Source organism: Streptomyces sp. AgN23, from assembly GCF_001598115.1.
Lineage (GTDB): Bacteria > Actinomycetota > Actinomycetes > Streptomycetales > Streptomycetaceae > Streptomyces > Streptomyces antimycoticus.
In genome coordinates, this window is the sequence record NZ_CP007153.1 from 7,413,240 (window position 1) to 7,431,942 (window position 18,703).

Sequence of the window (18,703 nt, forward strand, 5' to 3'; positions counted from 1 at the left end):
AAGAAGACGCATGAGCGACACCGCGCGGGCACGCAAGCTGGCGGACCGCATCCGGGTCGTGGTCGCGGAGACTCTGCAGCGGCGGATCAAGGACCCGCGGCTGGGCTATGTGACCATCACCGACACCCGGATCACCGGTGATCTGCGGGAGGCGACCGTCTTCTACACGGTCTTCGGCGACGACGAGGAGCGGGCGGCCTCGGCCGCGGCCCTGGAGAGCGCCAAAGGTGTGCTGCGGTCGGAGGTCGGACGCCAGACGGGGGTGCGCTTCACCCCGACCCTGACGTTCGTCCCGGACGCCCTGCCGGAGAACGCCCGCACCATCGACGACCTGCTCGCCAAGGCCAGGGAGGCGGACGCCCAGGTGCGTGAGGCGTCCTCGGGCGCCAGCTACGCCGGCGACGCCGACCCGTACCGCAAGCCGGGCGAGGACGAGGACGACGAGGAGCCCGGCACGGACGGCCAGGAGTCCGGCACGGACGGCAAGGGTTCACCGGACGCATGACGCGCAAGGGCAGGGCCGGTTCCGGGGCACCGGACGGCCTGGTGATCGTCGACAAGCCGGCCGGTTTCACCTCGCACGACGTCGTCGCCAAGATGCGCCGCTTCGCCGGCACCCGGCGGGTCGGCCACGCCGGAACGCTGGACCCGATGGCCACGGGCGTGCTCGTGGTCGGCGTGGAGAAGGCGACCCGGCTGCTGGGCCATCTGGCGCTGACCGAGAAGGAGTACCGGGCCACCATCCGGCTCGGCCAGGCCACGGTCACCGATGACGCGGAGGGCGAGATCACCGCCTCGGACGGCGCCGCCGGGGTCGACCCGGGCGCCGTCGAGGCCGGGATCGAGGAGCTGACCGGGGACATCCAGCAGGTCCCCTCGAAGGTCAGCGCCATCAAGATCGACGGCAAGCGCTCCTACGCACGGGCGCGGGAGGGCGAGGAGTTCTCGATCCCGGCGCGGCCGGTGACCGTCTCCTCCTTCGTCCTCCACGACCGCCGCGAGGCCAAGGCGGAGAACGGCACCACCGTTCTCGACCTGGACGTCACGGTGGTGTGCTCCTCCGGCACCTACATCCGGGCGCTGGCGCGCGACCTGGGCGCCGGACTCGGCGTCGGCGGCCATCTGACGGCCCTGCGGCGGACCCGGGTCGGTCCGTACGGGCTGGAGGCGGCCAGGACGCTGGAGAGCCTGGAGGAGTCGCTGGAGATCATGCCCATCGCCGAGGCGGCGGCCGCCGCCTTCCCGCGCTGGGACGTGGACGACCACCAGGCCCGGCTGCTGGGCAACGGCGTACGGATCGACATGCCCTCGGGGGAGGGGGCGCCGGGTCCGAGTCCGGGTTCGGGTTCGGGTTCCGGGCCGGTCGCGGTCTTCGGGCCGGAGGGGCGTTTTCTGGCCCTCGTGGAGGAGTCGAAGGGCAAGGCGAAGAGCCTGGCCGTCTTCGTATGAGGCCATCGGACCGCGTCGTCGCCAGGGCGCCGCGGTGTGTCGTGACTGACTCCGTGCTGCGTTGCGAGCGCCCGGACCGGCCGCCTACGGTGGCTTTCCGGCCGGTCCGGGCGCTCGTGGAGACCACCGATGCGAGGCGGGCGACCGGGGCATGGCAGTCTTAGACCTGCGAAGTCGACAGACAAAGGTTCGGGCGAGGAGCGGGCAAAGTGCAGCGCTGGCGTGGCTTGGAGGACATCCCTGAGGACTGGGGGCGCAGCGTCGTCACCATCGGTTCCTACGACGGGGTGCACCGAGGGCACCAGCTGATCATCGGCCGTGCCGTGGCGCGGGCGCGTGAGCTGGGCGTACCGGCCGTCGTGGTCACCTTCGACCCTCATCCGAGCGAGGTCGTGCGGCCCGGCAGCCATCCGCCGCTGCTGGCCACGCATCAGCGGCGCGCGGAGCTGATGGCCGGGCTGGGTGTGGACGCGGTCCTGGTCCTGCCGTTCACGGCGGATTTCTCCCGGCTCACCCCGGCCGACTTCGTCGTGAAGGTGCTGGTCGACAAGTTGCACGCACGGGTCGTGGTGGAGGGTCCCAACTTCCGCTTCGGCCACAAGGCCGCCGGGAACGTCGCCTTCCTGCGCGAGCTCGGCACCACCTACGACTACGAGGTCGAGGTCATCGACCTGTACGAGCGCGGTGCGGCGGGCGGCGGCGAGCCGTTCTCCTCCACGCTGGTGCGCCGGCTGGTAGCCGAGGGCGATGTCGCGGGCGCGATGGAGGTCCTCGGCCGGCCGCACCGGGTCGAGGGCGTGGTGGTGCGCGGTGCGCAGCGCGGCCGTGAGCTGGGCTTTCCGACCGCCAACCTGGAGACCCCGCCGCACACCGCGATCCCGGCCGACGGCGTCTACGCCGGCTGGCTGACGGCGCAGGGCGAGGCGATGCCCGCGGCGATCTCGGTCGGCACCAATCCGCAGTTCGACGGGACCGAGCGGACGGTCGAGGCGTATGCGATCGACCGGGTCGGACTGGATCTGTACGGACTCCATGTCGAGGTCGACTTCCTGGCCTATCTGCGGGGCCAGGAGAAGTTCGACTCGATCGAGGCGCTGCTGGAGCGTATGGCGGTCGATGTGAAGCGGGCCCGTGAACTCGTCGAGGGGCACGGCGGCAGCCGCTGAGGCGGTGTGCGGTGCTGCGTGCGGCGCGCCCGTGAGGTGCGCCGTGCGGTGAATGTGGATGCGCCCCGTGGGCCCGGTGATCCGGGCCCACGGGGCGCATCGCTTCCGTCTGCTACTGCTGCGGCCCGGGGGGCTGCTGCTGCCAGGGCTGCTCCGGCTGTCCGGGCTGGATCTGCTGCCACGGCTGTCCGGGCTGCGGCTGCTGCCCCTGCCCGTAGGACTGCTGCCAGCCCGGCTGACCGCCTTGCTGCGGGTATCCGGGGTACTGCGGCTGCTGGCCCTGCTGAGGCGCGTAGGCGCCCGGATAGGGCTGCTGGCCGGGGTAGGGCTGCTGGGCCTGGCCGGGCATCGGCGGGGCCACCTGCGGCGGCTGAGCCGCGCCGTCGCCCGTCCACAGACCCTGCTCCTGCTGGGCGCGGGTGAAGTCCTCCGCGACCATGGCCGAGAGGTTGAAGTACGCCTCACGGGTCTTGGGCCGCATCATGTCCAGGTCCACCTCGGCGCCCGCCGACAGATGCTCGTCGAACGGCACGACGATCACCCCGCGGCAGCGGGTCTCGAAGTGGGACACGATGTCCTCGACCTTGATCATCTTTCCGGTCTCCCGGACTCCGGAGATCACGGTGATGCTCCGCGAGACCAGATCCGCGTAGCCGTGCGCGGACAGCCAGTCGAGGGTGGTGCTGGCGCTGCTCGCACCGTCCACGGAGGGCGTGGAGATGATGATGAGCTGGTCGGCGAGGTCGAGGACGCCGCGCATGGCGCTGTAGAGCAGACCCGTGCCCGAGTCGGTGAGGATGATTGGGTACTGCTTGCCCAGGACGTCGATGACGCTGCGGTAGTCGTCGTCGTTGAACGTCGTCGAGACCGCCGGGTCCACGTCGTTGGCGAGGATCTCCAGCCCCGACGGCGCCTGTGAGGTGAACCGCCGGATGTCCATGTAGCTGTTGAGATACGGGATCGCGGTGACCAGGTCGCGAATGGTCGCACCGGTCTCCCGCCGCACGCGCCGGCCGAGGGTGCCCGCGTCCGGGTTGGCGTCGATCGCGATGACCTTGTCCTGGCGCTCGATGGCCAGGGTCGAGCCGAGAGCGGTGGTCGTCGTGGTCTTGCCGACACCGCCCTTGAGGCTGATCACCGCGATGCGGTAGCAGGAGAGCACCGGCGTGCGGATCAGCTCCAGCTTGCGCTGCCGCTCCGCCTCCTCCTTCTTCCCGCCGAGCTTGAAGCGGGAGGGGCCGGGGGTGTTCTTCTTCGGCTTCTGCTTGCCCTTGATCAGCCGGTCCGAGGAGAGCTCGACCGCGGCGGTGTACCCGAGCGGCGCCCCCGCGCCTCCGGCCTGGCGCCGCTGGTCCGGCGTGACCGTCGGCCAGTCGCCGGTGCGGGGGTCGGCCGGGGCGGCGGGGGCCGCCGGGGCGGCGTGGGCGTCGGGACGCGGATAGCCGTAGCCGTCGTGCGGTTGCCCCTGCTGCGGCCCCGGCCCTGGAACGCCGTCGCCGGGCCGCGGGAAGCCGTAGCCGCCCTGCGCGGCCGGACCCTGCTGCCCGGGGAACTGCTGCCCCTGGGGGTCATGCGGCGGCTGGCCCTGGACGGGGCCGTTCGGCGCGTACGGGCCGGGCTGACCGGGCTGGGCAGGCTGACCGGGCTGGCCCGGGTACAACGGCCGGCCGGGCTGTCCCGGCTGTCCGTGGTGCTCGGCCTGTCCCGGCTGGGGCGTGGGGTAGTGGGGCGCGGGGGGCTGCTGATACGGGCCCTGGCCCTGCTGGTCCGGGGCGGGCGCCTGCGGGAAGCCGTAGCCGCCCTGGACGGGCATCGGCCCCTGGCCCTGCCCCTGCCCCTGCCCCTGACCCGCCGGGCCGGGCGCCGGCTGGCCGCCGGGGTGCGGATAGCCGTAGTGGGCCCCCTGCGGGCCGGGACCCGGCACGGCCGGGCCGGGCTGCTGATAACCGCCGTGCGGGCCAGGCACGTTGGCCGCCGGGGGCTGTGCCCCCTGGACCTGATCCGGCAGCGGGGCCGGACCGGGCTGGCCGGGGACCGCACCGGGAGCGCCCTCGCCGGGACGCGGATAGCCGTATCCACCCTGCGGCCCGGGCCCAGGCGCCGCGGGGCCGGGCTGAGCGGGCTGACTCTGCGTCTGGGGCGGGGGAGGCGCCCAGGAGGTGCCCTGGGGCGGAAGGGGCACGCCGGAGCCAGGGGTGGCAGGCCCATCCGTCCGCTGCTCCGGAACCGGAGCGGGACCCGGAGCCGGTACGGCGTCCTCGGGCGCGGCGGGTTGGAAGTCCGGCGGCAGGGGCGGCAGCCCCGACTGCGGAACGGGCGGCGGAGCCCAGCCGGCGGCGGGCTGGTCGGAGGAGGGCGCGCTCGGCGGCACGGCGTCCTCGGGGATCGCGTCCTCGGGCTCGGCGGTCGCCTGCCTCAGCTCCTCCATCTCACGCCGCAGCTCGGCGGTGGAGAAGCGCAGCGTGCCCTCACTGCGCACATCGTCGTCGGTACGGCCGCCCGTGTCCGCGAAGCCGGAATCGTCACCGGAACCGGACGCAAAACCAGAACCAGAGCCAGAACCGGAAGAAGAACCGGAACCGGGATCGGCACCGGAACTGGCATCGGGACCAGCCTCGGAGTCCTCGGAGTCCTCGGAGTCCTCGGAGTCCTCACTCCGCCTCTCGGTCACCTCGCGCCGCAGCGCGGCGGTGGAGAACCGCACGGTGGAGTGGCTGACCACATCGCCGTTGTCGCTCTCATCGGAGCCGGACGCGGGCTCGGAGGAGCGGGATTCGGACTCGGACTCGGGCGCGGGCTCAGGGACGTCGTCCCGAGGGGCCGCGGCGGGCGCCAGGTTGAAGTCGTCATCGAGGGGAGCGGAAGCGGTGGAGGAAGCCGGAGCGGAAGCCGCCGCAGAGGACTCCGCCTCGACCTCGGAAGCCTCGGCCGAAGATTCTCGGTGCTCGGGTCCGGACTCGGGGTTGTCCGACGCGGCACCACCCGTCACGGCGTCAGCCGCGGGCGTACTGCCCCAATCCGGCGCGGAGTCGGGCAAAGACGGCATGCGGATGCCCGCGTCCGACCCTTCCGCCTCCGCCTCCGACCGGGCCTCGTCCTCCCGCCGCGCGGGGACCTCCTCCACCTCGGAGGCGTCCGGCGTGACATCGGCGGAGGGCGGCGCGGTCGGCGGCGGCCAAGCACCCGGGAAGCCACTCGGCTCCGGCGCCCCCGGCACGGACACAGGATGACCCGTGGGCGGCGGAGGCGGCGGGCTCGGCGCTCCCGCACCGGAGCCCGTCCCGATTCCTCCGGAACCGCCGGTCGACGCGGGGGCCGTGGAGGCCGGCGAGGACGACGACGAAGCGTTCTGCGTGTACCAGGCGGGCGGGGTGTAGTCGATGGTGAACTCGCCCGTGTGCTCGGTCTCCGCGTCGGACCGATCATCGCCGGGTGTGTTTCCGCCCGTGCGGATCTCGTCCCGATCGCTGCTCACAATGCCTCCTGGTGTGGTCGAACACCCTTGAAAATCTTGGCGAGGCCGATCTGTTGCCGATCGCTACTGTCGTCCGACCGTTCGGCTTTCCCCTTTTGTGTCGCCGGGGATCCCTGAACAGGTTCTCCACCGGGTACCCCAAGACTAATCACCATGAGCGCCGCGAGGGCAGGCCCGTCCGCCACCCGAAGCGGTCCACGGCATGATGTGGACCGCTCTCGAGCGGTGTTGATCAACGACGGACCAACCCCGAAGGCTTTGACCCGTATCAGTCCACCCGACGCGGAGATCCCAGCAGCCCCGTCTCGGCATCCGTTGCCTGCACGGTGACGAACTGCCGTCCGGTACGTGTACACCAGAGTGTGACCCAGTCGGGAAGGGTGGACAGCGCCGCGACATCGGCCTGCGGAAGGCCCATGACGCGGCCTATCTCCTTGGCCTCGTCCGGCGAAACGCGCTGAATGCCGACCAGTCCGGCGTGCTCGAGCAGCCGCGGCGCGACCGGGCTCAGATACGGCAGCAAAGTCAGCACCGACTGCCAGGGCAACGCGGAGACCCGGCCCCGTGGCGGGCGCATGCCGCAGTCCCGGACGACCAGAACCGGACTGCCGACCGAAGGCCCCTGCGGCGGCACACGGCCCACATCGAAGATGGTCATGCACTGCTGTCCGCCGCCCGCGACCTGCACCAGGTTGGTCCACAGATGCGGCCGACCGGTCTCGACGGCGATACGGGCGCCGGTGGCCGCCGCCCGGAAGGCCAGCACCTGCGCGGTCCACAGACCGCCGACGAGGACCACGTCGAACGGCTCGGGGCGGTTGAAGCCGAGGACGGCGGGCTGGTTCTGCTCGTCCACGCCGATGATGACGCCGTCGTCGCCGATGGGCAGCGCCAGCGCCTCCATGTCCTCCAGGGGCAGTGTCTGCCGTCCGCGCCGGGGCCCGATGAGTCCGAAACCGGGACGCGTTCTGCGTGCCGAGCCCGGGTCACCGGCCACCCCGGGGGCGCCGGCACCGGAAATCATGGGACCGGATCCCAGACCCGCTCCGGGGGCGGAATCCGGATCGGCTCCATGACCGGAAGGAGAAGCGGCGGGGGAGAAGGCGGATGTGGCCATCAGCGGGTGCCTCCCAGCGGGAGCGTCGCCAGTACACCGGGCAACTGCTCGCGGTCGAGACGTACCAGCCCGACCCGTACTCCCCGCGCGGCGCGCTCCAAAGCCTTGCGGGCGGTGACCAGATCGGTGTCGCTGCGTCCGGTGACCCTGATGTGCCCGGTGACCGAGGAGGCGTTACGGCTGCCGTCGTCATGGGTCAGGGTCAGACTGAAGGTGGACGCGAGGGCGGGCATGGAGGTCAGCAGCGCCACGAGTTGCGGCAGCGGCACCGATTCCGGGCCCATCTGCGGCCAGCGCCCCACCCAGTAGGTGGTGTGCCACCGGTCGTCGCAGCGCCAGGCTCGCGAGGTCTCCACCGTCCGGCGCGTCGGCGTGCTCGCACGCCCCGCCTGGGTCGTGGCATGCGGGTTGACGCACGCCGAGGTGGCGAGGGCCGTGGTGAGTTCACCCTCGGCCAGCGGTCGTGCCGAGAATCCGGCGCCGGTCAGCCGACTGGCCAGCTGGTCAACCGCGCGCAGCAGGGACCGCTGAGCGCCTTCCAGGCCACCGCCGCGCGCCCGTATGGCCTCCGGACACAGCTCGGGATTCAGCTTGAGCGCCACCCAGGTCAACCGGACGGCGGGTGCTCCGGCCTGCTCCTGCAGCGGGGCATAACTGCGTGCCGCCGCGGCCTGTTCGGGCAGATGCGGGGCGGGCGCGGTCTGTGAGTGCTGCACCACCTGCACCGACTCCAGCTGAATGCCGTCCACGTCCAGCGCGTCCTGCAGCAGCGACAGCGGAAGCGGTCGCTTGGTGCGCATCGGCCGCAGTGGAGCATCGGTCGACTGGACCTGGAGTACCGCCGTGAGGAACGTACCGTCGCCGATCATTCCGATCTCGCGGCGGTCCCGAGCCACATACGCGTAGGTGCGCAGTGCCGGATCGCATTCGACGGCGGGCGCGAGGGACGGGTCGATTCCGGCCGGGACCGGCCCCTTGGCCTGCTTCTGACGGGTGCGCAACGCGCTGATGGCGAGGAGCCAGTCGACGAATGGCTGCTGCCTGCGCCGCAACACCGCGAGCAGCACAAGCGCGAGAGCGATGACCCCTGCGGGCACCATCAGCAGTGAGTTGACGGTCCAGGCGACGACGAGGATCGCGGCGGCCACCTCGATGAGCACGAGCTGATACAGCCGTAGGGGGCCCAGGCTCGCCGTGCGTGAGGGCTGCCGCGGCACGGCGGCACGCACATGGGTGGCAGAGCTCATCCCGGAGACCCCCCGCTTGTTCCTGATGTTGTCGTGACCGATTGTGTGTTTACGGTATCGGAAAGGCGCGTGAAGGGTGGCTCGGGTGTCGGGTGACCCGGTCGGATGAGTAATCTCCCTACGGCGACCGAGCGTACGTACTGCACCATCACACGGGGAGAAGCGGACGAGACATGGCATCGCGGCGGGACGAGCTCAATGCCTACACCTTTGCGAAGAAACGGATGGTTGCCTCGTTCGTGCAGCCCTCGCCCACCGTCATGGACGACGGTGCGCCACGTCCGCTGCGCGCGTTTCTCCCAGGTGTCATCGTCGGGGCGCTGATCCTTGCCGGATTCGGCGCATGGGGCATGATCCGGCCGACCGCGCCGAAGGGATGGGACAACACCGCGTCCCACATCATCGTCGGCAGCGACTCGACGACCCGCTATGTGATTCTCAAGACCGGTGGAAAGAAGCAGCTGCACCCGGTCCTCAACCTCGCCTCGGCGAAACTCCTGCTGGACCAGGGCAAGTCGGACATCATCCGGGTGAAGGAGTCGCAGCTCGACAACGGCGATATTCCGCGCGGACCCACGATCGGAATTCCGTACGCCCCGGACCGCATGCCCTCGGCTGACGATGCCGTCGAGCAGAAGCGCTGGGTGGTCTGTGAGCAGCCGGGAGGCGGAGAGGACAAGACCGCGCAGAAGGCGGTCTTCATCCTCGCCGGCCGTGAGGCGTCCAAGGTCGAGGGCTCGCAGCGACTGCATGGCAGCCAGGCGATGTATGTCCGGGGGAAGCGGGGCCGCTACCTCGTCGACCCGTCCGGCACCAAGTACCTGCTCGGTGGCCCCAAGGGCGAGGAGAGCATGTCCGACCGCCAGTACAACCTGTTGCTGCGGACGCTCTTCTCGGAGGGTGCCAAGCCCCAGCAGGTGACCGACGACTGGCTGGACACCCTGAAGGACGGCGCGCCTGTGGAGTTTCCGCGGGTGCCGGGGCAGCCGAACACCACAGCCGGGGTCGATTCCCTGCCGGACAAGGCCAACAAGGTGGGCATGGTGCTCCAGGCGCAGACAGGTGGCGGCGTCCAGCACTATGTCGTGGTGCCGGGAAAGGTGCAGCCGGTCTCCGACTTCACCGCCGAGTTGCTGCTGAGCAGTGAGCAGTTGGCCGGACTCAATCAGCTCGGCAAGCCGATGCAGGTCAACCCACAGGACTTCGTCTCCGACTCCACGGTGTTCGCCGGAGACACCACCTGGCCCTCCGAGCCCCCGCAGCAGGTGAACTCCACCGAGGGCGGGAGCGGGGCCAGGGACACGGTGTGCAGCATCCTCACGAACGTGGCCGACAACGGCACCCCCGCCCTCGAGACCTGGGCGGGCCGGGACTACCCCGCGACCATCGTGGACGGTGCCACCAGCGCGTATGTCACGCCGGGGACCGGCCTGTTCTACCGGCAGTTCCAGGGGAGGGCGACCAGCACCGGCCAGGTCTTCCTCGTCACCGACACCGGCCTGCGCTACCAGGTGCAGGCCAACAACGACGGCAGCTCGGGAAAGTCGAAGATCGGTGCTGACGGTTCCGGCTCCTCCGCGCAGCAGGACGCACAGTCCGGCGGGCAGACAACCGCGAACAAGGCTCAGGTCAGGCTGGGGTACGGAGACGTGAAGCCGGTGCCGGTGCCGCTCAACTGGTCCCAGTTCCTGCCGGTCGGGCCGCGTCTGGACACCAACAGCGCACGACAGCCGCAGGGTTCGTGAGCATGGAGCAGCCACGCATGAGACGCATGGCCGCCCTGTCGTCGGCGATGACACTGGCGTGTCTGGCCGCCGCCACAGGCATCGGCGCCGGACCGTCCGCCGCCGTGCTCTCGCTGGACGGCAATGGTGCGTGCACGTTCCCGATGAAGAAGCAGATCAAGGGAACGCCCTGGTCGCTGCAGCGCTTGGTGTTCGACCGCCTCTGGGAGGACACCAAGGGCAAGGAGAAGAACGGTGAGCCGGTGCGGGTCGCCGTCATCGACACCGGTGTCGATGACAGCAACGTCCAGCTGAAGACCGCCGTCGACAAGGCGAGTGGGGGAAACTTCCTGCCTCCGGTCAAGGACGCCTCCAAGGACGAACGGAAACTCGCCGAGGATCCGACGGTCGACGAGGTCGGGCACGGGACCAAGGTCGCCGGCATCATCGCGGCCCGCCCGCGCCAGGGCACCGGCTTCGTGGGTCTGGCCCCCGAGGCGACGATCATTCCCCTCAAGCAGAACAACGCCGAGGGCAAGGGCACACCGCAGAAGATGGCACAGGCCATCAGGAAGGCGGTGCACGAGGGTGCCCGGGTGATCAACATCTCCCAGGACACCAAGGGTGCCCTCTCGCAGAGCGATCTGGAGCAGGCGACCGCCTATGCGGTCCAGCACGACGTGGTCGTGGTCGCGGCCGCCGGCAACGACGGTGCGAACGGTGAGTCCAAGCGCACCTATCCCGCGTCCTACCGCGGCGTTCTCGCCGTTGCCGCCTCCGACCGCAACAACGAGCGCGCGTACTTCTCGCAGAGCGGCGACTTCGTCGGTGTCGCGGCACCCGGCGTCGACATGGTCTCCACCGTCCCCAAGGGCGGGCAGTGCGTGGACAACGGCACCAGCTTCGCCGCCCCGTATGTGGCCGGAGTGGCGGCCCTGATCCGCGCCAAGCACCCCGACTGGTCGCGGCAGGAGGTCATCGCCCAGATCGAGCAGACCGCGGAGCGGGGCGTCAACGGCCGCGATCAGTTCATCGGTTGGGGCGTAGTCGATCCGGTGAAGGCCCTCACCGACGATGACAAGAAGATCGAGCACCCCACGGCGGACACCGGCTCGGCGGCGAACGTCCCGAAGCCCGAGCCCGGGCGCCTCACCCTGGGCGAAACCCCGCAGGAACGTCGTACGCGGCTGGCCACGTACGTTCTGGGCATGGGCGCGGTGGTCGTGGGCATCACCGCGGGCGGTGCGGTAGTGCTGCGTGACTGGCGTCGTCGGCGTGACGCATGAGGGGCGTCGGCGGTGCTTGACGCCTGTCGTCACCCGGCTGTCCCTGGCGTCCCATCCGTGTAACAACCGGATACTTGTTGGTCATGCACACGGGGATGCTGACTAGAGTGATCCTTGACAGCTTTGGTCCGATGCGCACGGGACGGTCACAGAGCACCGGTCGTTCCACCGCATCCGATTCATGGGGGAAGGTGTGCCATGGCGGAGAAGCTCCGCGTAGAAGGTCATGATTTCAAGACCCTCGAGAGCGCCATCGACTGGATGGAAGGTCAGCTCACCGAGCGGATCGGGAAGCTCAACAGCGTGATCGACCACGTTGAGGGTCACTGGAAGGGCATCGCGGCGGGTGCGTACAACAACCTCCAGACGGAGGTCAACAACGACGTCCGCCGGGTGAACCAGTTGCTGAGCTTCACCCGCGAACTGGTGAAGGCGAGCCGGGACGGTTTCGACCAGGAGGAGCTCGACCAGCTCAAGAACATCAACAGCGTTGGAGGCGGGGAGAGCGGCATCCTCGGCTCCTTCCACGCTTCTTGATCCTCGTGACCTTTCCGCCTCGCATCAGGAGTGAGTAGCTCAATGGAGATTACCTACGAAGGCGTTGTCGAAGCCTCGAACATGGTCAGGAACGAGGCCAATACGCTCAAGACCGACCTCGACACCATCATGAGGCAGGTCAAGGGCGTGTCCGAGTCCTGGACCGGTGAGGCCCAGCGCGCGTTCAACGAGCGTCAGCACGAGTGGAACCAGCGAGTCGACCACCTGCACAGCACCCTCCTCACCATCTCGAAGAAGCTGCTGGAGGCTACGGAGGGCTACAGGGCCAATGACCATCGTCAGGGCCAGCGGTTCGCGTCGTAGCGAGAAACGTAGCGCGCACAGCCTGCGGTCGTTTCGTGGGTGCGGGGACACTCGGCCCGGGCCGAGTGTCCCCGCACCCACAAGTGCTGCCATCCAGGTATTGAAGGAGGTGCTTCATGGCTGAGTTGGCGCCGGACGGGGGTGGCTCCGCTAAGTCCCCTTCTTCGCCGGACCTCGACGCTCCCACCGAGTCTCTACAGGAATTCAAGAAGCGTGTTGACAGGCTTCTGACCGATCTCGACAAGTCGGACGCGGCGCACGGCAAGATCTCCCAACAGAAGGTGACCACCACCGCCTACGGGCAGAACTTTCCCGAGGCGCTGTCGCTGGCGAGCGCGTACGAGCTCGTGCACGGACGGCTGCAGTTGCTCTCCCAGACCCTGGGCGAGCAACTGGAGGCGATGGGCATCACGGTGGGCGCGGCCGACAGCGACTACCAGACGGTGGACCACGAGCACGCGCAGCGCCTGAAGGCCATTCAGGAGCGCACCAAGAGCTACTACGAGCAGTATCAGAAACAGCACGAACCGAAGGGCCACGACAAGCCCGACGCCCCCGAGACGGGCGGCGGTAAGAGCAGTGGTCACGACGGCATGTGACGGGTGAACGGGGGATTGGATCATGGGCGATTCCAGCAAGCTGCCGCCGCTCAGGATGTGCTACAACGTCACCAGTTTCGAGCATGCCTCATTTGAGGACATGCTCGCCATGGTCGAAGGTACGGATGAGCAGGAGATCATTCGCCGCGGCAATGCCCTGACGAAGGCGCAGTCCGAGATCGAGAAGATCGGTGACGAGCTCAAGAAGCGCGTCGGGCGGGTCACCTGGAAGGGTGAGGGCGGCGACGCGTTCCGGAACTGGGGCGACGACTTCGCCAACCAGGCTCTGAAGCTCGCGAGTTTCGCCGGCTCTGTCGGCACCGCCATGGAGACCGCGGGCCAGGCGCTGAGCGAGGTCAAGAAGTCGATGCCGGAGCGTCCGGCGGGTTCGCAGGTGTGCTACGCGGACCAGGAGAAGGAAAAGAAGCGCCTGGAGGGTCTGGACAAGGCCCGCGACGAGGCCCTTCCGCAGATGTACAAGCTGGCTTCGTACTACAGGATGTCGCAGGAGACCATCGCGGGCTCCCAGGAGAATGAGCCGGTCTTCAAGCCGCTGCCGAGCCAGATGATCCCCGACACCTCGGTGGGCGGTGGGCAGGAGAGCTATGGCTCGCCCAGTGTTTCCGCGGGCGCCGTCCACACGGCACCCGCCTCTGTCGGGACGACGCACCCGGTGGCCGATCCGTCCACGGTGACTCCGGGTTCGCCCGCGCATTTCTCGCCTGCGCATGTCTCACCGGGGCATGTCACCCCTCCGTCGATCCCGGAGAACCCGGGGCATGTCACCGTTCCGGACGCGACGCACACCAACATCGACACGGTGAAGCCGTCGCCGCCCACCACCACCGCACCGCAGCTTCCGACCCACGGTGGGCCTCCGGTGACTCCGGTCGCTGACGGCCCCGGGCCCGTGGGCCTGCCCGTGTCACCCCCGCCAACGGTCAGGCCCACATCCGATATGGGCAGGATCGGCCCCACTGTGGGCAAGGTCAATCCCACTGTGGGGACGGGCGGCACCAAAGGCCCCATCAGCGCTTCCAGGCTGCCGAACGGACCGACCGAGCAGATCAACGGCCGGCCCACCAACCCGGTGCGCGCCGACAGGAGCATCGTCGGCGGTATGCAGAACCACCAGGCGGGCACGAACCAGGGCACCCGGCAGAGCCGGGGGACGGTCATCGGCAGGGAGCCGGCCGGGCCTGTGGGCCGGGTGGGTCAGGGCGCGGGTCCCGGTCTCCCCGCAGCCGGGCGGCCCGGAGGTGTCATCGGCGCCGGTCCGAACCGGGGAGCTTCGGCGTCGACCCGGGCCGAGGGTACGGCGCGTCGCACAAGCGAGCTGCGGACCGGCGGCGAGTTCACCCCCGGTGGGAGCGGTCTGGTCCGGGGGACGGCCGAAGGACGGGCGCCCGGTGTGCCGGGCGCGGCGGCATCGGGGCGTGGTGAGGGCCAGAAGAGGCAGCGTGCGGAAGGCCGGGAGGCGCCCGACCAGCTGACCGAGGGCGAAGAGACCTGGAACGAGGGCCGACGCGGCACCGTGCCTCCCGTGATCGGGTAAAACCCTTCAGCAGAGGCCACGGATGATGGCGAGCACAGGACGAACAGGCGATATGGAAACAACGCTCAACCAGGTCCGGAGCCGGACGACAGTGATCATCTCGCTGCTCGCGTCCTTGCTCGCCATCATGGGGCTGATCGCCCCCGCCGCCACGGCGGAGACCATGCGGGAGCGCCAGTGGTATCTGGACCGCATGCAGGCGGAAAGCATGTGGAAGGTCAGCACCGGTAAGGGCATCACGGTCGCGGTCCTCGACTCCGGAGTCGACACGTCAGCCCCGGAGCTCAAGGGGAAGGTGCTCGAGGGCAAGAACCTCGTGGAACCGAGCAAGGACGCCCGTACGGACCCGGACGGGCACGGCACGGCCATTTCCATGCTCATCGCCGGAAACGGAGCCGGCGGCCAGGGCATCAAGGGCCTCGCTCCGGATGCGCGCATTCTGCCGCTCACGGTATTCGGCTCGACGAAGGAGTCGGGAACCAATAGCATCCCGGGCCTCATCAACGCCATTCGCTATGCGGCGGACAGCGATGCGCAGATCATCAACATGTCGCTGGCCTTTCCGTACTACCAGGTCAACAAGACCGAGCTGGGCAAGCTGCAGAAGGCGGTCGACTACGCGGTGAGCCGCGGCAAACTGCTCCTCGCCGGTTCGGGCAACGACGGTGAGACATCGAACGACATCACCTACCCCGCGGCCAACAAGGGTGTGGCTGGGGTGAGCGCCGTCGACTCGTCATTGACGGCGACCAAGTTTTCCAACCACGGGTCGTTCGTCACTCTTGCCGCGCCGGGCAAGGACATTCCGATCCGCTGCATCGGCAAGGCCGGCTATTGCCGCAGCTGGGGCACCAGCCAGGCCACGGCGATCGCCTCCGGCGCCGCCGCGCTCATCTGGGCCAAGCACCCGAAGTGGAACGGTAATCAGGTGCTCCGCGTCATGATGGAGACCGCCGGAAAGCCCACCGAGGGCAAGATTCCCAGCCGCTACATCGGTTACGGCACGATCCGCCCGCGCTACAACGTCCTCGAGAACAAGGGCAGCCCGGGCTCGGCCGACACCAACCCCCTGGTGCCCGCGCAGGCCGGCGGCCCGTCGTCCCCCTCCTCGTCGCAGAGCCGATCCGCGTCCGCCTCACCGCAGAGCGGCTCGTCCGAGAGCGAAGCGTCCGAGGGCGGCGATGACGGTGCAAGTCCCCTGCTCTGGATCGTGGGTGCCGTGGTCGTGGTGGGGGGCGGGCTCTTCCTGTTCCTCCGCCGAAGGCGCGCTTCGTGATGCGGCCGCTCACGGAATCCGCCTGTGTTGAAATCGTTACCCAAGGGGTGCACGGCCACAATTCCTGCGGCCATCGGTCGAGATCGCGCGCCGGGATGCTAGCGTGCGGCCCAGCTCATTGACGAAGTCGCGTTTCTGGTCGAGTGAGTACGAAAGCACAGCTGCTCGGTGAAGAATCAGAAAGGGGGAAGCGTGACTGACGATCTCGTACGAGAGATGTTGCAGTTTCAGCAGCACACACAGCAACTGCAACAGCTGATGTCGGATATGCGTAATCATATGCCGCGGCGGTCGGAAGGGACTGACGCACAGGGAGCGGTCACCGTACAGCTGGGTGCCGATGGACTTCCCGAGTCCATCAAGGTCGCGTCCGACTGGCAGCGTCGGCAGGCTCCCGAGATGATGGGGCCCGCCGTGGTGGAGGCATTCGGGTCCGCCATGAGCGACCGAATGGAGCGCTGGTCACGGGCGGTTCAGCAATCCGACTGGGAGGCTCGGACCGAGCAGTTCGACCGCGACATCCCCGCGACCTTCACCGGCGGAGCCGCCGCCGCTTCACCGCCTCAGATGCCCGAGCGGGATCTGCGGTACGTCCTTCCGCGGCCGCTCGACGAGGTGGCGGAAGACATGCTGGCCGCACTGGACTCCGTCGACGCGCTGGACACCGACGGTTCCGACCGGGTGGAGGCGACGGGGCTGTCCTCGGGCCGTAAGGTCGCCCTCACCGTGACGAAGGGCGCCCTGCTCTCCTGCGAGATCGACCCCCAGTGGGCGTCCGCGCAGTCGTCGGTACGGCTGAACCAGGCACTCGCCGAGGCGTTGAAAAGTGCCCACGCGAAACTGCGCGAAGCCGAGGCCGCCCGTGAAAGCGGTCCCACGGGCCCACACCTGGACGGCCTCTTCGATGAGGCCCTGGCCATTCTCAAAAACCCACAGCACTATGCAGACTGATTCCGGGGGAGGTCGGGGCCGTGGCGCCCAAACTCAAAGTCATCACTGATGGCATTCGTAGCGACGCGGGGATGTGGGACGAACAGAGCGGAAAGCTCGGTGGTATCCACGACACCCTTGAGGGTTTCCGGATCAACCGCATTGAAGCAGGACTGTTCCAGGTCCTGTATTCCGCCTACATGGATGCCATCGATCAGCTGTCTGCCCGTACCGCGGAGGGCAAGACCCGCACGAAGGAAGTGGCGGACGCCTTGCTCAAGAATGCCAAGGCGTACGATAACCACGAGGTGGACACCAAGAAGTCCGTCGAAGACGCATACTGAGAACGAGAAACGGGGGCCAAGATGGCATTCTCCGCGGCGCAGTACACAGCTGCCATCGACAAGCTGAACGCGAAATCGGAGACGCTTTCCCAGAAGCTCAACAAGGTCGGCCCGACGGCGGAGTCGACGGCCAACAAGTGGTATGTGCCCGGTTTCATCGCCAAGGCGTTGATCTGGTGCGCCAACAAGATAATCGCGTTGGGTAACTGGATCTGGAAGAAGATAGTCGACTGCCTCAAGGGCGCCGCTGTTCCCATCACGGCGTTCTTCGACGCACACGACTGGCAGGTCAAGGTCAGGGGCAAGGCGTCCGAGGTCGGGGGAGCCACCGCCCCCGACGCGCTCACGTCCACCAAGAACTGGACCGGCGACGGCGCGACCGCGTATACCGCCGCGGTGAAGAGCCAGCCCACCGCCGCCACTTCGATCGAGACCAGCGCCGACAAGGTGGCGGGAGCACTGACGTTCTCGGCGGTCGCCGGACTGGCGTTCTACGTCGCTCTGGGCGTCATCCTGGTGAAATTCATCGCGGCCACCATCGCGGCGATCGTCGCCTTGGGATCCGTGGTCTTCTCCTGGGCCGGTGCGGCCGTCATCGTGGAGGAGGCGGGGGTGAACAGCGGCCTCATCATCGCCGCGGTCACCACGCTGACCGCGGCGCTGGGCACCCAGGCTCAGCAGATGATGGTGGTCGAGGGCGAGGCGCGGGACGGGACCGCCTTCCCCGGTGGCCACTGGCCCAAGGCCACGGCATGATGTTCATCCGTCATACCCCCAGTACCTAGGCAGGTGACCTCCATGAAGGGGCTACGCACCGGGCTGTGGTGTGCCGCCGTGATCTCCTTCGGGACAGCGGTTTTCGCCTATCAGAGCGGCGCCAAAGCCCTGTTGGCCCTCTGTCTTGTCCTGGGGGTCATCCTTCCGGGTGTCGCCGAGGTGTACGCGGACCGTCGACAGAAGCGCGACTGGTACGCGCAGCACCTCTCCTCTCCGGAGGAGGCACGCTCCTCCCTGGACGAGTACGCCCTGCGGCGGCTCCGGGACGAGAAGGGGGCCGCGGTAGCCGTCCGCGAACTCCGGCGGACCTACCCCAAGATGCCGCTGGCCGAGGCCGCCAGGCTGATCAAGGAGCTGTGACCACGTCCGAACGTGGCGAACGCGGTGTCGGCGCTGCCCTTCGGGGGCGCGCCGACATCCGTTCCGGCAGGCGAGTGACAACAGCGCGTTTCCGAACGGCCATTGGCCGGTGGGCGCGGCCTGACTTGCCCGACGTGACGAGATGAGGTGAGTTTGTGTACGGACCGCGGGTCGCATTCTGGGCCGTCGCGTTGGCGTCATTCGGGTGGCTGATGCTCCCGCAGATCACCGACTGGGCCATCGGTCTCCCTCCGATCCCGGTGATCTGCCTCCTCTTCGCGCTTGTGGTCCTCTGCCCGGCGACCGCCGAGTTGCTGGCGAGGCGGCATAAGGATCGGCAGCAGCAGGCCTGGTTCGCCGGGAACTTCGCGTCGTTCGAGGAGTTTCGCGGCGTCGTGGACTGTGCGGCCGTGCTGCGGATCCGGGAGACGAGGGGTGCGGGGCGCGCTCTCCTCGAGGTCAGGCGCCAGTACCCTTCAGTCCCGGTCAAGGTGGCCGCTCGGTTGGTCAGGGAGCTGTGAGCGGCTCCATCAGCCC

18 protein-coding genes are annotated in these 18,703 nt (G+C 68.9%); 15 read left to right on the forward strand and 3 right to left on the reverse strand.

Features of this window, described 5'->3' with window-relative positions:
* Nucleotides 1–10: 10 nt before the first annotated feature.
* The 3 genes from rbfA to AS97_RS32345 all read left to right on the forward strand — a co-directional run bounded on the left by rbfA (nucleotide 11) and on the right by AS97_RS32345 (nucleotide 2,615).
* Nucleotides 11–505 carry a 30S ribosome-binding factor RbfA gene (gene rbfA / locus AS97_RS32335; protein ID WP_059147053.1) on the forward strand — a complete coding sequence of 165 codons (495 nt, stop codon included), beginning with the start codon at nucleotides 11–13 and terminating at the stop codon, nucleotides 503–505.
* The gene (gene truB, locus AS97_RS32340; protein WP_210566121.1) at nucleotides 502–1,449 is read left to right on the forward strand and encodes a tRNA pseudouridine(55) synthase TruB; all 948 of its coding nucleotides are present in this window, start codon (nucleotides 502–504) and stop codon (nucleotides 1,447–1,449) included. Before rbfA ends, truB begins: the two co-directional genes overlap by 4 nt.
* Before the next feature lie 209 nt (nucleotides 1,450–1,658).
* Nucleotides 1,659–2,615 carry a bifunctional riboflavin kinase/FAD synthetase gene (locus tag AS97_RS32345; RefSeq protein ID WP_059147051.1) on the forward strand — a complete coding sequence of 319 codons (957 nt, stop codon included), beginning with the start codon at nucleotides 1,659–1,661 and terminating at the stop codon, nucleotides 2,613–2,615.
* A 112-nt stretch (nucleotides 2,616–2,727) separates the two neighbouring features.
* Here the strand turns inward: AS97_RS32345 and AS97_RS32350 are convergent, their stop codons facing one another.
* From AS97_RS32350 to eccE, 3 genes are all read right to left on the reverse strand, one after another.
* A complete protein-coding gene (locus AS97_RS32350; protein ID WP_210566122.1) occupies nucleotides 2,728–6,090 on the reverse strand; it encodes an SCO5717 family growth-regulating ATPase in 3,363 nt (1,120 codons plus the stop codon).
* A gap of 268 nt (nucleotides 6,091–6,358) precedes the next feature.
* Nucleotides 6,359–7,114: a hypothetical protein gene (locus AS97_RS32355; RefSeq protein ID WP_086708581.1), complete on the reverse strand. Its 756-nt coding sequence runs from the start codon at nucleotides 7,112–7,114 to the stop codon at nucleotides 6,359–6,361.
* A gap of 92 nt (nucleotides 7,115–7,206) precedes the next feature.
* Nucleotides 7,207–8,454, reverse strand: a complete 1,248-nt coding sequence (gene eccE / locus AS97_RS32360) for a type VII secretion protein EccE (protein ID WP_086708580.1) — start codon at nucleotides 8,452–8,454, stop codon at nucleotides 7,207–7,209.
* A 173-nt stretch (nucleotides 8,455–8,627) separates the two neighbouring features.
* On the opposite strand from eccE, the gene eccB reads away from it, so the two are divergent.
* From eccB to AS97_RS32420, 12 genes are all read left to right on the forward strand, one after another.
* On the forward strand, nucleotides 8,628–10,199 hold the full coding sequence (eccB, locus tag AS97_RS32365) for a type VII secretion protein EccB (RefSeq protein WP_086708579.1): 1,572 nt from the start codon (nucleotides 8,628–8,630) through the stop codon (nucleotides 10,197–10,199).
* A gap of 17 nt (nucleotides 10,200–10,216) precedes the next feature.
* Nucleotides 10,217–11,464, forward strand: coding sequence for a type VII secretion-associated serine protease mycosin (gene mycP / locus AS97_RS32370; RefSeq protein WP_107119322.1), 1,248 nt, complete (start codon nucleotides 10,217–10,219; stop codon nucleotides 11,462–11,464).
* A gap of 198 nt (nucleotides 11,465–11,662) precedes the next feature.
* Nucleotides 11,663–12,001 carry a WXG100 family type VII secretion target gene (locus AS97_RS32375; RefSeq protein ID WP_059147048.1) on the forward strand — a complete coding sequence of 113 codons (339 nt, stop codon included), beginning with the start codon at nucleotides 11,663–11,665 and terminating at the stop codon, nucleotides 11,999–12,001.
* A 42-nt stretch (nucleotides 12,002–12,043) separates the two neighbouring features.
* Nucleotides 12,044–12,325 (forward strand): WXG100 family type VII secretion target, encoded by a 282-nt coding sequence (locus AS97_RS32380; protein WP_059147047.1) that lies wholly within the window; start codon nucleotides 12,044–12,046, stop codon nucleotides 12,323–12,325.
* A 116-nt stretch (nucleotides 12,326–12,441) separates the two neighbouring features.
* Nucleotides 12,442–12,924: a hypothetical protein gene (locus AS97_RS32385; RefSeq protein WP_059147046.1), complete on the forward strand. Its 483-nt coding sequence runs from the start codon at nucleotides 12,442–12,444 to the stop codon at nucleotides 12,922–12,924.
* A gap of 22 nt (nucleotides 12,925–12,946) precedes the next feature.
* Nucleotides 12,947–14,479 carry a hypothetical protein gene (locus AS97_RS32390; RefSeq protein WP_086708577.1) on the forward strand — a complete coding sequence of 511 codons (1,533 nt, stop codon included), beginning with the start codon at nucleotides 12,947–12,949 and terminating at the stop codon, nucleotides 14,477–14,479.
* A 91-nt stretch (nucleotides 14,480–14,570) separates the two neighbouring features.
* Complete coding sequence (locus tag AS97_RS32395) at nucleotides 14,571–15,755, forward strand: S8 family serine peptidase (protein ID WP_236669862.1); 1,185 nt, start codon at nucleotides 14,571–14,573, stop codon at nucleotides 15,753–15,755.
* Between the two features lie 216 nt (nucleotides 15,756–15,971).
* Nucleotides 15,972–16,706, forward strand: a complete 735-nt coding sequence (locus tag AS97_RS32400) for a YbaB/EbfC family nucleoid-associated protein (protein WP_210567325.1) — start codon at nucleotides 15,972–15,974, stop codon at nucleotides 16,704–16,706.
* A 20-nt stretch (nucleotides 16,707–16,726) separates the two neighbouring features.
* Nucleotides 16,727–17,029: a hypothetical protein gene (locus AS97_RS32405; RefSeq protein WP_232564749.1), complete on the forward strand. Its 303-nt coding sequence runs from the start codon at nucleotides 16,727–16,729 to the stop codon at nucleotides 17,027–17,029.
* 21 nt (nucleotides 17,030–17,050) lie between these two features.
* Nucleotides 17,051–17,785: a hypothetical protein gene (locus AS97_RS32410; RefSeq protein WP_059147042.1), complete on the forward strand. Its 735-nt coding sequence runs from the start codon at nucleotides 17,051–17,053 to the stop codon at nucleotides 17,783–17,785.
* Nucleotides 17,786–17,827: 42 nt separating this feature from the next.
* Entirely contained in the window at nucleotides 17,828–18,166 is a 339-nt protein-coding gene (locus AS97_RS32415) for a hypothetical protein (protein WP_236669860.1), read from the forward strand.
* Between the two features lie 212 nt (nucleotides 18,167–18,378).
* Nucleotides 18,379–18,687: a hypothetical protein gene (locus tag AS97_RS32420; RefSeq protein ID WP_125758443.1), complete on the forward strand. Its 309-nt coding sequence runs from the start codon at nucleotides 18,379–18,381 to the stop codon at nucleotides 18,685–18,687.
* Nucleotides 18,688–18,703 lie beyond the last annotated feature (16 nt).